Source organism: Chlorogloeopsis fritschii PCC 6912, assembly GCF_000317285.1.
Lineage (GTDB): Bacteria > Cyanobacteriota > Cyanobacteriia > Cyanobacteriales > Nostocaceae > Chlorogloeopsis > Chlorogloeopsis fritschii.
The window spans coordinates 1-13,176 of the sequence record NZ_AJLN01000085.1 but is presented as its reverse complement, the minus strand read 5'-3'; the positions used below and the strand labels follow the sequence as shown (position 1 = coordinate 13,176).

11 protein-coding genes are annotated in these 13,176 nt (G+C 42.5%); 3 read left to right on the top strand and 8 right to left on the bottom strand.

The genetic code is table 11. From position 1 onward, the window contains the following. Window positions 1-106: 106 nt before the first annotated feature. The 5 genes from mutT to dpsA form a co-directional block, all read right to left on the bottom strand. Window positions 107-538, bottom strand: coding sequence for an 8-oxo-dGTP diphosphatase MutT (gene mutT, locus UYC_RS0116440; protein ID WP_016872510.1), 432 nt, complete (start codon window positions 536-538; stop codon window positions 107-109). 391 nt (window positions 539-929) lie between these two features. Next, entirely contained in the window at window positions 930-1,274 is a 345-nt protein-coding gene (locus UYC_RS0116435) for a DUF760 domain-containing protein (RefSeq protein WP_016872511.1), read from the bottom strand. 601 nt (window positions 1,275-1,875) lie between these two features. Further along, on the bottom strand, window positions 1,876-2,832 hold the full coding sequence (locus UYC_RS0116430) for an RNA polymerase sigma factor, RpoD/SigA family (RefSeq protein ID WP_016872512.1): 957 nt from the start codon (window positions 2,830-2,832) through the stop codon (window positions 1,876-1,878). A gap of 554 nt (window positions 2,833-3,386) precedes the next feature. Then, on the bottom strand, window positions 3,387-6,656 hold the full coding sequence (gene carB / locus UYC_RS0116425) for a carbamoyl-phosphate synthase large subunit (RefSeq protein WP_016872513.1): 3,270 nt from the start codon (window positions 6,654-6,656) through the stop codon (window positions 3,387-3,389). A gap of 927 nt (window positions 6,657-7,583) precedes the next feature. Continuing rightward, window positions 7,584-8,138: a DNA starvation/stress protection protein DpsA gene (dpsA, locus tag UYC_RS0116420; RefSeq protein WP_016872514.1), complete on the bottom strand. Its 555-nt coding sequence runs from the start codon at window positions 8,136-8,138 to the stop codon at window positions 7,584-7,586. Window positions 8,139-8,688: 550 nt separating this feature from the next. On the opposite strand from dpsA, the gene UYC_RS0116415 reads away from it, so the two are divergent. Continuing rightward, entirely contained in the window at window positions 8,689-8,940 is a 252-nt protein-coding gene (locus UYC_RS0116415) for an Asr1405/Asl0597 family protein (protein ID WP_016872515.1), read from the top strand. A gap of 105 nt (window positions 8,941-9,045) precedes the next feature. Beyond that, window positions 9,046-9,711, top strand: a complete 666-nt coding sequence (locus tag UYC_RS0116410; RefSeq protein WP_016872516.1) for a (2Fe-2S) ferredoxin domain-containing protein — start codon at window positions 9,046-9,048, stop codon at window positions 9,709-9,711. Window positions 9,712-10,333: 622 nt separating this feature from the next. Here the strand turns inward: UYC_RS0116410 and UYC_RS37865 are convergent. The 3 genes from UYC_RS37865 to UYC_RS0116400 form a co-directional block, all read right to left on the bottom strand. Beyond that, window positions 10,334-10,495: a hypothetical protein gene (locus tag UYC_RS37865; RefSeq protein WP_157171250.1), complete on the bottom strand. Its 162-nt coding sequence runs from the start codon at window positions 10,493-10,495 to the stop codon at window positions 10,334-10,336. 12 nt (window positions 10,496-10,507) lie between these two features. Then, a complete protein-coding gene (locus UYC_RS0116405) occupies window positions 10,508-11,224 on the bottom strand; it encodes a Crp/Fnr family transcriptional regulator (RefSeq protein ID WP_016872517.1) in 717 nt (238 codons plus the stop codon). 521 nt (window positions 11,225-11,745) lie between these two features. Next, window positions 11,746-12,462, bottom strand: coding sequence for a Crp/Fnr family transcriptional regulator (locus UYC_RS0116400; RefSeq protein WP_016872518.1), 717 nt, complete (start codon window positions 12,460-12,462; stop codon window positions 11,746-11,748). A 45-nt stretch (window positions 12,463-12,507) separates the two neighbouring features. On the opposite strand from UYC_RS0116400, the gene UYC_RS0116395 reads away from it, so the two are divergent. Then, window positions 12,508-12,957 carry a response regulator gene (locus tag UYC_RS0116395; RefSeq protein ID WP_016872519.1) on the top strand — a complete coding sequence of 150 codons (450 nt, stop codon included), beginning with the start codon at window positions 12,508-12,510 and terminating at the stop codon, window positions 12,955-12,957. Window positions 12,958-13,176: the final 219 nt, after the last annotated feature.

The following is a 13,176-nucleotide window of genomic DNA, read 5'->3' as shown; positions in this document are numbered from 1 at the left end:
ATGATTTTAATTTGACGACAGATGTTTATATTCATTTTTCAACATATATCCATTGCACCAGAATTTTAACGTCTACGGTAGCTGTACAGAACTCAACATTTTCAAGCTACCCTTCGTTGATTTTTCTATGTTGAAGCCGCAGTGCTTCAATAATCTGAACGTTAGCCTTTGGAAAAGCAAACTGCTCCAGTTCATCTAAACTTACCCAACGAAATTCATCGCATTCTATTGGTTGCGGAATGCCCGTAATATGGCAGCAATTATGTACTGTAAGGGTAACTCTTAGATGTGTATAGGTGTGGTCAATAGTGATGAGATGTTCACCCACTTCTATCACTATTCCCAATTCTTCGTAAATTTCTCGTTTAATACAATCAAAGATTGTTTCACCAGGTTCGATTTTACCCCCAGGGAATTCCCACAAACCACCCATTACTCCTGTTGGGGGACGCCGATCAATCAAAATTTGTCTCTTGTCGTTCCAGATTACAGCAACACCGATAATTTTATGGGGCGGGAGGGGAGTAGTTTCGTTCATGGAAAAGCTGTTGGTTAGTAGATAGTAGGTAGTAGTTAGTAGTTGACTTTGATGCTAAATAAAAAACTCGACAAGAACTTGCCGAGTTTGTATTGTATTACAATTTGTAAAAATATTTTATTATTTATCAACTTTATTCATTATCTTTCAGATTTTTAGAATATTTTATTTTGAATAAAAATAAACTGATGAAAACAAGTCTGAGCAAGAGTTTGAATTTTAAATTCTAGATGATTCAACATAGGGGATATGTATTACCCCTATGCAGATCAAGTAAAACTGTGAAATTGTTAGCACAGACACAGGAGTATTGAATTTATTAGGTATGGTTGGCATAAAGGCAGGAACAAAACAATCTAAAGTTTCTATTTAGATAGCCAATTTCTAATTGCTACTCATGTTCTGTGTTGTGGGGTTCCGTTCCTTGCAATGCTAGTTCAAAGTTCATTCTCTGCTCGGCATTACGTAGAAAGTAACCGCTAATCATAGCTGATGCCAACAAACGGCCGAGGTTTTCTCGACTGGTAGTAATAGTAACATCAAAGTGTTCAGAAGGCAGATTCCCCAATAGCCCGATGATGTTACGTTCCATTACCTGAAGGACTTCTGAAGTACTAGGTTTGGAAAGCTGACTGATAGTCTCTGGACTTAGAGATTTAACATATTGCCATAATGGGCTGCCAGCCTCTGATTCACTGTTAAAAAATTCTGAAACTCGATTGGATGGGTTACTCACGTCTTTTCCTCCTGTTCTATTACCAGTAACACTTAAAGTTATTTGAATAGATATGATTTACTAAATCCTTATGTTCTATTCAATGTATGGATTTACTATTGTGTGTTCCTGGAAACTAATGTAACAGGCTATTTTCTGATTGGCAGTCGTTGTAACCGTACCAAATAAACCGGAAAGTATCACCTTATTAGTTAGTGGTTAGCAGGGGCGGGTTTTGTTGATGATCTTTGGGTTAAAACCGACAATTTATCTTTATAAACCCGCACGGCAGTCGCTACAACGCGGGGAACCCGACGCCAGTTGACGCCAGGTGCTACAACGCGGGGAACCCGCGCAACGCACTGGCTCCTTTATGCCGGGGAACCCGTCCACCCTCCGGGTACCCTGCGGGAACGCCTCCGGCGTACAGCAGTCCCCCATCGCCGGAAACCGCCAAGACGGGGGCTGCTTCACCGCACTGGCTCCGCAACGCGCTGCCTCCCGTACAGTAGTTAGTGGTTCTAGGTTCTACAACTCTGGAAGATCAACGTACTGGCTCCTCTCCCACTCCTACACTGCGTTGTTTCCCACTAACCACTATCCACTATCAACTATCTATCAACTAACTTGCTAAGTACTCTCCCATGTCAGATTTTGACTTGCGGAGTTTACTTAAAGCTTCTCGCTCGATTTGCCGCACTCTTTCCCGGCTAATATTCAGCATTTCACCGATTTTAGCCAGAGTAAGTGCTTTGCCATCACTTAAACCAAACCGCAGAGATATTACTTCCCTCTGTTGTGGTGTTAGTTCTGCCATCAAACGCTCTATGTCGGTAGATAGGGAAGATTGAGTGACAAACTCTTCTGGAGATGCTGCTGTGTCTTCTAGCATTTCTCCCAGTTCGGTATCGTAGTTGTCTCCCAACCGTATATCTAAGGATAGAGGTACACGTGCTTGTTCTAAGTATTCTCGCACTTGCTTGGGAGTTAATTCTAATTCTTGGGCTAATTCAGAAACTGTGGCAGCACGTCCTAATCTTTGGGATAGCTGGCGTTGTGCTTTTTTTATCTTGTTAAGTTTTTCGGTAATGTGAATTGGTAGGCGAATCGTGCGTCCTTTTTCTGCGATCGCGCGGGTAATGGCTTGCCGTATCCACCAGTAAGCATAAGTGGAAAATCTATAACCTTTGGTAGGGTCAAATTTCTCTACACCCCGCTGCATCCCAATGCTACCTTCTTGAATTAAGTCGAGCAAATCGACGTTGCGCTTGATGTACTTTTTCGCAACCGACACTACTAGCCGTAAGTTGGCTTCAACCATCTTACGCTTGGCAATTTCACCTTCGGCGATCGCTTCGTTTAATTCTGCTGCTTCTAGTTTCGTCGCTTTTGCCCACTCTTCTAAAGTTGGTTGACGACCTAACTGGGTAGCAAGAGATTCCCTTACTTCATACAATGCTGTTGAACGTTGCACCTGTTTGCCATAGAAAATTTCTTCCTCATGGGTTAGGAGTGGCACGCGGCCAATCTCACGCAGGTAAGTCCGCACAAGGTCTGTAGCTGTCTGAGCGGTCTTCATGGCACTACTCTTTAGTAATTTTGGGTTTAACAGTAGGGTAGTTAACTGATATGGATGTCTCTCGGTGGGTGCCTACCCAGTCAGGCTGGGAACCCGTTGTTTGACTTGCAACTCACGCACTTGATAAATTCAGCGCCTCGTAAAAATCCAAATTTGTTCTTAACTGCTAAAAATTACATTTCTTTTTTCTTTGTACAAGTATCTATAGTTAGATAAAAGGTAGCTTGTCGAACATATCTTTTAATTTGACAACGTAAACAAGTGTAACATTTATGATAAATCTTTGACTACAAAGCAAATAGAAATTTTTATTTTTGGCGGTTTAGTTTAACCCTTTGTTTTCGAGAATATACTGGCATCTTCATTCCATAACTTTAGCAGCGCTCAGAAAAGTTTCTCATCTTTCTTAATAAAACTCAATAATAATGATAATAATCTTTTTATAATGCTTGTTAAATTTTTCCTGATTTTTGGAATTTATACGGAGAACTGGGGATTGGGGAAGTATTTAGAATATAATTTCTATTCCCTGTCCCCTATTCCCTGTCCCCTATTTAACGAACCATGCAGTATTCTTGGATAACTTTGACATCCAAAGTCGTATTTTGCAAGGAACGGATGGCGGCGACGGTGGCTTTTGCCCCAGCAATGGTAGTGATGATGGGGATTTTGTAAGCTAAGGCTGTACGGCGGATGAGTCTAGCGTCAGTTTGGGCTTCTTCTCCAGAAGGGGTGTTGATAATGAGTTGGATTTTGTGATTTTTAATTGCGTCTAGGACGTGGGGACGCCCTTCATGGAGTTTGAGCACTAACTCGACTTTAAGTCCATGTTCTTGGAGAACGCGGCGCGTACCATCAGTTGCCATCACAGCAAAGCCTAAATCGAGAAATTCTTTGACTACAGGCACCGCAGCTGCTTTATTGCGATCGTTCATTGACACAAATACTGTGCCACTTAAAGGTAAACGTTCGCCTGCGCCTAATTCTGCTTTGGCAAAGGCGCGTCCAAAATCGCTGTCTATACCCATCACTTCACCAGTAGAGCGCATTTCCGGGCCGAGGATAGTATCTGTACCGGGAAATTTATTAAATGGCAACACTGCTTCTTTAACAGCGATATGGGATGGTATGACTTCTTGGGTAAAGCCAAGTTCTTCTAAAGTCTTACCGGACATAATTAAGGATGCCAATTTCGCTAGAGGCACACCAGTGGCTTTAGAAACAAAGGGCACGGTGCGAGAGGCACGGGGGTTAGCTTCTAAAATGTAGACTTGGGGAGAATAGCCTTGAGTACCGACAACGGCAAACTGAATATTCATCAGCCCTACCACATTTAACGCCTGTGCTAATTGCACTGTCCACTGGCGAATTTGATTGAGAATTCCTGGTGATAGAGAAATTGAGGGTAAAGAACAAGCCGAGTCTCCGGAGTGAATGCCTGCTTGTTCGATGTGTTCCATGATGCCACCAATTACAACTCGTCCGGTTTGATCGGCGATCGCATCTACATCTACTTCAATGGCATTTTCTAGAAACTTATCAATTAAAATCGGATGTTCTGGTTCAACCTGCACCGCAAAAGTCATATAGCGTTCCAATTCTGTATCGGAGTAGACTATTTCCATAGCCCGTCCCCCCAATACGTAACTGGGACGCACTACCACCGGGTAACCGATACGTTTGGCGACAATCAGCGCATCTTCGTAAGTACGGGCGATTCCATTCGGAGGTTGAGCAATATTTAATTCTTTGAGAACTTTCTCAAACCGCTCCCTGTCTTCGGCAATATCAATAGAATCAGGAGAGGTTCCCCAAATGCGAGTGGTGACATTTGCTTCTGTTGCTGCTTGGGAGTGCAAATATCGCTCGATTGGCACTGCCAACTTCAACGGTGTTTGTCCGCCAAACTGCACAATTACTCCCACCGGGTTCTCCGCTTCGATGATGTTGAGTACATCTTCTTTTGTCAGCGGTTCAAAATAAAGGCGATCGCTAGTGTCATAGTCTGTTGACACAGTTTCGGGGTTGGAGTTAACCATGATGGTTTCATACTCTGCTGTTTTTAAAGCAAAGGCAGCATGACAGCAACAATAGTCAAATTCTATTCCTTGCCCGATCCGGTTGGGGCCACCACCCAAAATCATTACCTTGGGTTTATCAGTGGGTATAATCTCTGTTTCTTCTTCGTAAGTAGAATAGTAATATGGGGTAAACGCCTCAAACTCAGCTGCACAGGTATCTACTGTTTTGTAAACGGGGATAACACCTAACTGTTTGCGGTAAGCTCGGACTTCATCTTCGCTGGTTTTGGTGGCGTAGGCAATTTGGCGATCGCTAAATCCTTGCCGCTTCACCTCATACATTTGCTCTTTTGTCAGTTGCTGCAAGGGCGTGCGCTTGAGAAATTTTTCCCACTCCAGCAGTTCCTGCATTTTATCGAGGAACCACGGATCGATACCAGTTAATTCGTAGATTTCTTCAATACTCAGCCCTAACTGCATGGCATGACGCACGGCAAAAATCCGTTCTGGATTGGGTGTGCGCAGTTGGGCGCGAATTTGCTCACCACTGGGAAGTTTTTCTTTGCTGTCGCATCCCCAGCCAGCCCGCCCGGTTTCTAAAGAACGCAGTGCTTTTTGGAAAGACTCGTTAAATGTGCGCCCCATTGCCATTGCTTCGCCAACGGACTTCATTTGTGTTGTCAGCACAGGTTCGGCACCGGGGAACTTTTCAAAGGCAAAGCGGGGAACTTTGGTGACTACATAATCAATTGTCGGTTCAAAGGAAGCGGGTGTTTTCTTGGTGATGTCATTGTTAATTTCATCCAAGGTGTAGCCGACTGCTAACTTTGCCGCCATTTTTGCGATCGGGAAACCAGTTGCTTTCGATGCTAAAGCCGAACTGCGAGACACGCGGGGATTCATCTCAATCACAACTACTTCCCCATTTACGGGATTGACAGCAAACTGGATATTGGAACCACCAGTTTCTACACCAATCTCGCGGATAATTTTGATTGCCATGTCCCGCAAGCGCTGATATTCTTTATCAGTAAGGGTTTGAGCGGGAGCAACGGTAATTGAGTCTCCAGTGTGGATACCCATCGGATCGAGATTTTCAATTGAGCAGATAATCACTACGTTATCTGCTAAATCGCGCATTACTTCAAGTTCGTATTCTTTCCATCCCAACAAAGATTGATCGATGAGAATTTGCGATACAGGCGAAGCATCTATACCTGTTTGTGCCATTTCGGCAAATTCTTCTTCGTTATAAGCAATACCGCCACCAGTACCGCCCATTGTAAAGGCGGGACGAATAATTAAAGGATAAGTGCCGATGCGACGGGCGATCGCCTTTGCTTCTTCTAGTGATGAAGCCGTACCGCTAGGGCATACCTTCACCCCAATTTTTGCCATTGCTTCGTTAAACAGTTTTCTGTCTTCGGCTTTTTCAATGGCTGGTAACTTTGCGCCAATCAACTCAACGCCGTATTTTTCTAAGACTCCATTTTTTGATAAAGCTACAGCAATATTGAGGGCGGTTTGTCCCCCCATTGTTGGTAGGAGGGCGTCGGGGCGTTCTTTGGCGATAACTTTTTCGACTAATTCTGGTGTTAGGGGTTCAATATAAGTGCGATCGGCTGTTTCCGGATCGGTCATGATTGTTGCAGGATTGGAGTTGACTAGTACCACTTCGTAGTTTTCTTCTCGCAACGCCTTGCAGGCTTGGGTGCCAGAATAGTCAAACTCACAGGCTTGTCCAATCACTATAGGGCCAGATCCTAGTAGGAGAATCTTTTTAATGTCGTCACGGCGGGGCATAGTTGTCGCTTTGGAGTAAGAGAATACAAATCCTGATTATTTTAAAGGTCTTTACCCACCACTAATGCTGTTTATTATCAACTTTTCTGTAACCGTTTGCAGGGAACAGACAAGGATCAGGATACTTGATGTTGATTTGTTTAGAGTCTAAGCAGGTAGTCTTTAGTCTTGTCTAAGTCAGGATGGCATGACAAAGAGCAATTTTTGTAGGGTAGACACTGTCCACAACTTAAAAATAAGGGTTTGAGGAAAGTTAGGTAGTGCCCCGAAGTTCTGAGCCTCCTTGTGGAGGAGCAACGCTTTCGGAGGAAACCTCCGCACCCTTACGGGAAGCCCTCCGGGTACTCTGCGAGAAGGGCTTCGCATACCCTTACGGGAAGCCGCCTCCGGCGTCTACGTGACGGAAACCGCCAAGACTGCGACCCCCTCACCGCCTCCGGCGTCTTGTGACTTCTCTCCACCTTACGGTTATTGAGAATTATGAAAGCTCTCACGGTAACTAGAACAATTTCATAGTAAAAAATATATTATTTACATTTACATTTTTAATTTTGACATTTTTAACTCTCATTTTTACTGCTTTAGTATGTCTAAGACTGTATATAGTAATTCTGAAGAAATTTATCAATTGTCTGATGATAGCAAAAATATTATTAGTGATTTTTCTCAATTATTGAGTTAGTTTTTGGTAATTGTAACTAATGAAAAATTTAATACATCGATCCAATTAAACAAGAATATTTGCTAATAGCTGTCTTAAAGATATACCTAAAAGTAAGGTTTGTGTTTTTTTGTATATATATATTAAAAAAGACAGAGATGTTCAAACATAACCTTCTCTGCCTTTTCTTTATGATTTATTTAGAACTAAAGCATCTAACTTTTTCTTTGTTTGGACTTATACAGACAGCTTGAGTTGGTAGGATATTAGTTTTGAGCGCGCTGGACAAATCCTAAGGTTAAGCTGTCTTTAGCAAGGAAGTGAGCCAGATGGTAAGCGCGTTCTTCTGTTTTCAACAGAATTTTTTCGTATAAATAACGAGTAGCGCGATCGCCTAAACTCTCAGCTTGTGAAGCTTGGCTGCGAATCAGTTTAATCATCGCTTGTTCTGCTTTGAGGTCATTTTCCACCATTTGACGGCAAGAGAATACACCATCTGCTTCTGGTTCAAAACAGCATAATTCCGCTAATTTGCTGAAGCTAGCAGCCGGCACACCGCCTAGTCCATTTAAACGCTCTCCAATCTCATGGATGTGTTCTTGAACTTCTTCGTAGCTTTCGTTAAAAAACTCGTGCAGTGAGTAAAATTCTGCACCTTCAACCACAAAATGGTGTTTTTGGTACTGCAAGTACAGTGCTTGGAAACTAGCTAAAGCGACATTAAAGCCTTCACAAACTGGTGTAGTTACACTGCGATCTAACAGTACAGGATTGTCATAAACTTGACCAAAGTTTTGTAATAAAGTTTGTGTTTCAGACATGGTTCTCCTCGCTTTGAAGCAGTTATTCTTTACTAACCGCTTGGTCTCTACATACTAGCATTTTAAAAAATGAAATCAAGACCAAGCAATACGATGAAAGTTTGACTTTTTAGAAGTAATAAAACCTCTAATTTTGTGAGTTAACGACGATAAATCTCATCAATATTTCATCAATATCTCATTAACAGCATTAACAGTTTTTCTATTTATCTATATACAGTCCTTGATTTCCTTGTCAGGAATAAGAGTAACGACATGGGCGGTTATTAGGTGTTAGTTATCAGTTTCTCTCCCCTATCTCTTGTCCCCTGTCTCCTGTCCCCTATCACCTATCACCTGTCCCCTATCCCCTATCCCCTGTCCCCTGTCCCCTATCCCCTATCCCCTAGCCCCTAGCCACGCGTTTGAGATTTTTTTTCAAAAACTACTGAGAAAAGTTCGCACTTGGGTTATCCTGATTTAAGGAGCTATACTCCGCTAAATAAAAAACCATAAAAAAGCGATAACACACCATTTACTGCGACTTTCTAGCACCTTGAGGGCAGGAATCTTGAAGTCATTCAGTTCAAAATTAGAAGAAAAACACGTTATAGAAGTGAATTGGGCAGAGCGCTGGCAAGTTTATCAACGCTTACAGGAACTAGATATTCCTTGTTGGTGTGAGGCTAACGAGCCATTAACAGCCCAAATTGACAATACTCTTGCAGCTATTCAAGTTTGGAGTGTGATGCGACAATTCACACTCTCTCGTCAAGAATTGATTTGCACTTTAGAACTTTGTTGGCAGCATCGCTATCAGTAGTTGAACGGTAAAAGCCTTGAATGCCGATGGGAAGCTGTTGTGCATCAAAAACCTGCCTTCCCAGATAGCTGGTTTTCGTAAAAACTAATAAAGAAGGTTATAAACATGAGTAATTCCCATAGCAACGAAATATCAGAATTTTGTCTTGAGGGAAGATTTCTCGATTTTGTTATTAAAGATGGCTTTAAACTCAAAGGCTTGCTACTGGCAACTTCTGAAGGTGAATGCTACGTAAAGCTAGCTAAACATTTACGAGTGGCGTTTGACTGGCGCTTACCGCCTGGTACTTGGTTGCAAGTCATGGGTGATAAAAAATACGATCGCAAAACAGGCGAAGTGAAGCTGAAAGCCCAACAAGTAATGGCAGCACAGCGAGACGCAAACAGAGAAAATTTCCCCGCGTCTTCGTGTCCCCGCCTCCCCGCGTCCTCTTCTACTGACGTTAAGGCAAAACCAGCAAAAGCGACGATTTTGGTGTGTCAAAAGTCTGATTGCGTGAAACGCGGTGCTGATGGTCTATGTCAGGCTTTACAAGGAGCTTTGCGCGATCGCGGTTTAGCAGATCAAGTGACGATCAAAGCGACTGGTTGTATGAAAAACTGTAAAGCGGGGCCTAATTTAGTGATGCCAGATAAAACTCGTTACAGTCGCATTCAAGCTACTCAAGTTCCTGCATTGATGGAAAAACATTTTGCTGATAGCAGTGTGAACCAGAAGCAAGAGAATGTGAGAAAAGTAGCAATGCCAATTTCAAGCACAGCTACTATCTAGCTCAAATTTAGTTAAAAAGTAATTGAAAAATTTATTTTTTACTTATTTTTTACATATTCAAGTCATACTTTTCTGAAAATTATGTAAGTAAAGTATGGCTTGTATAAAAATTTTTATGCACAAAAAAACTTTGTTCAATCAAGCATAAGCTAAATTGCTTAGTGTCAATTAGAATCTTAAGTAAATTAACTAAATATTTAATTTATAACTAAAATACTTAACTTAATTTTAAATATATCTCTTGATATTTTAGTATACTAATGTATTATCCATTCACTTAGTGCCCTTGACTTCCTTGTAGAAGCTAGGGCTTTTTTCTTACCATCAAATAATTAGTTAACGGTAAATCTACCTTTAGAGATATTTATCATACCTGGTTATAGTATGAAATTGCAACAAATACTACCTCTCAAACGAAGATTTGCTTAGTAAATCTAAGTTCACAGGCACATTTTTTATATGTAGATTATTCGCTTGCAATTATCCATCCAGCTATTAACCTAAGCTTTTTGACCTCTGAATATTTGAACAGATAAAAAATTTAATAACAACTATCTATAGGGGGTAGGCAATATAAAAGATTTTTTGTGTTATCTAATCACAGCACGGGCGATCGCTGTTCCTATCCGTCAGAAAGTGGAGTGGTTTTTTGCTCGGCTTGAGGGGTTGCGGGTATGAGGGGACTGCCACTGCAATCATTAATGCCATAGTGACCAATATAATCTGGATCGATGTTTCCTCCAGCTGAGGAGTGACTCGGAGCGATCGCGTATACGGAACTCATTGCGATCGCTTCTTATTTAATTTGTAAGTATCGATCAAATTCATGTTTGATGATGTGATAGCACTCACAAGTCACTTCTTCCATTTCTTTGCGGTTGACGATAGTAATTTTACCGCGAGTGGCACGAATCAATCCGGCGGTTTGGAGGGTTCCGGTAACAATGCTAACGGCGGGACGAGTTGAGCCAATCATCGAAGCGAGGATGTCTCGCGTGAGCAACAGTTCGGAGGTTTGGACGCGATCGTGGGCTGCAAGCAACCATCGGCAAAGACGCTGCTCAACGGTATGAAAACGGTTACAGAGTGCAGATTGCGTCAGTTGCATCAGCTTTAGATAAGTAAAAGCCGTCACTTTTTGCCGTAGAACGACAGACTTGTTTAACACCCTGGCAAAGATTTCGGTACTGAGTTTAAATGCTTCGCCTGCAAGATGCACCTCAACTTGCCAAGGCGCGGAATTTGGATTGAACAGAAACGTTGTTCCCACCACTCCTTCAAATCCAGTAATTCCAACTTCTACGGTTTCGCCTTCTTGCGTTGAATATACCCAGGAAGCAAGGACAGTTGTAGGGAAATAGACATAAGCGATCGGTTCTCTAATCCGGGTGAGAACATCGTTTTGGTGCAAATCAACTCGTTCTAAATGAGGATGCAGGCGATCGTATTCATCTTGCGGTAGCGAATTGAGAATGAAATTTTTCGACCGCTGAGTCTCACTGGAATTTAGCATAATTTTCTTGGATCATCGTGCCAAAGGGAGGGAATTTGTACGCTAATAAATTTAGATAGATTTCGAGCACCTCCCAAAGCCTTATACCGTTTTACTTTTAGGCTGAGACATTTAGGCAAGCTGGTGGAACTGGAGAAGCTAGCTGTGCATCTGCAACCCCAGCATAGTAATAGTTTGGCAGTATGAGCATATGTGCTTAACGTACAGTTTTCCCAAAATTGCATGAGTGCGCCTCCTTCGTCCGTTCTCCAGCGAACGGAGGGGGCTGCTTTATAGTAGAGAATAGGGAACGGGGGACAGGAGATAGGGGACAGGAGATAGGGGACAGGGGACAGGGGATAGCGTAGAAAATACTTAAAAGAGTAGCTGTGGTTATAGTTCTTTCTGTGAAAAAACGAATTCTCTGCATCGATGATTCACAGGAAAACATTCTTCAGCAGTGAAGTAGTTGTGCTTAGTTAAAAGTGTCCTGGGATAAATTCAAATGCACACAGAAAGTGTGTAAGCAGAGGAATTATCTCTCAGTTTTGCTGGAGATATCGAGCAAATTCCTGTTTGATGATTTGGTAGCACTCACAAGTTGCTTCTTCCATTTCTTCACGGTTGAGAATGGTGACTTTACCGCGAGTGGCACGAATCAATCCCGCTGTTTGGAGAGTTCCGGTAACAATGCTAACGGCAGGACGAGTTGAGCCAATCATCGTGGCTAGAACGTCTCGTGTGAGCAACAGTTCAGGGGTTTGGACGCGATCTTGGGCTGCGAGTAACCAACGGCAAAGGCGTTGCTCAACAGTATGGAAACGGTTGCAGAGTGCAGATTGTGTTAGTTGTATCAGCTTTAGATATGTAAAATCAGTGACTTTTTGCCGTAGAACATCGGACTTTTGCAACACGCTGACAAAGATTTCGGTACTGAGTTTGAATGCCTCGCCTGCAAGCTGCACTTCAACTTGCCAAGGCGCGGAATTTTGATTGAACAGAAACATTGTTCCTTCCATTCCTTCAAATCCCGTGGCTCCAACTTCAACAGTTTCGCCTTCCATTGTCGAATGCACCAAAGAAAGGAGGACAGTTATTGGAAAATATACGTGAGCGATCGGTTCTCTAATCCGGGAGAGAACTTCGTTTTGGTGTAACTCAACTCGTTCTAGATGAGGGTGTAGGCGATCGTATTCATCTTGCGGTAGCGAATTCAAAATGAAATTTTTTGATCGCTGAGGCTTGCTGGAATTCAGCATAATTTTCTTCCTTCGTCCGTTTGCTAGAAAACGGACAGGTATTACTTGAGCTTGGTAATCTTACCCAGAGCAAAAGAGCATCTAAAGCAGGATGGTAAAAAAGTAGCTGTGGTTTTTCCCATCAAAAAACGAATTCTCTGCATTGATGATTCCCAGGACAACTGTGAGTTGTTAAGTTTCATTCTAGACGATGCAGGATATGAGACCGAGACGGTGCAGAGCGTGACTGACGGCTTACGGATTGCTCAAAGTGGGGAGTTCAATCTTTACCTGATAGATTTATATTTCTGGGATGGTACAGGGTTTGAGTTGATCGAAAGAATTCGTACTTTCGATCAATTGACTCCGATTGTGGTGTGTTCGGGAGATGTGCGCGATTCGGTGCAGGAAGAAGTGATGCGGGTTGGTGTCCAAGCTTTCTTAACGAAGCCTATCGATCCCGATCAAGTTGCTAGAACAATTGCCGAAATCCTTGGCGACGATTTGAAATTTTAAGGGTGTGTTGTTGCCAAGCGCCGCACTATCCTAATTTTCGGTATGTTAGGACTAACGTCTATAACGCACCCAACCTTGTATCTTAAGAGAAGTAGTAGGGGCTTGAGCCGCTTAAAACCCATGTGCAGAGCGATAAATCGCTTACTACGAACAAAATTCTCACTTGAAACAGGAAAGTTCTCTCTTGAAACAGGAAAGTTCTCGCTTGAAACGAGAAAA

Coding starts and splice junctions, on each gene's coding strand:
- carB (WP_016872513.1), bottom strand. CDS start 6,656: ATGCCCCGCCGTGACGACATTAAAAAGATTCTCCTACTAGGATCTGGC.
- UYC_RS0116405 (WP_016872517.1), bottom strand. CDS start 11,224: ATGCTAAATTCCAGTGAGACTCAGCGGTCGAAAAATTTCATTCTCAAT.
- UYC_RS0116430 (WP_016872512.1), bottom strand. CDS start 2,832: ATGAAGACCGCTCAGACAGCTACAGACCTTGTGCGGACTTACCTGCGT.
- UYC_RS0116400 (WP_016872518.1), bottom strand. CDS start 12,462: ATGCTGAATTCCAGCAAGCCTCAGCGATCAAAAAATTTCATTTTGAAT.
- UYC_RS37865 (WP_157171250.1), bottom strand. CDS start 10,495: ATGAGTTCCGTATACGCGATCGCTCCGAGTCACTCCTCAGCTGGAGGA.
- dpsA (WP_016872514.1), bottom strand. CDS start 8,138: ATGTCTGAAACACAAACTTTATTACAAAACTTTGGTCAAGTTTATGAC.
- UYC_RS0116410 (WP_016872516.1), top strand. CDS start 9,046: ATGAGTAATTCCCATAGCAACGAAATATCAGAATTTTGTCTTGAGGGA.
- mutT (WP_016872510.1), bottom strand. CDS start 538: ATGAACGAAACTACTCCCCTCCCGCCCCATAAAATTATCGGTGTTGCT.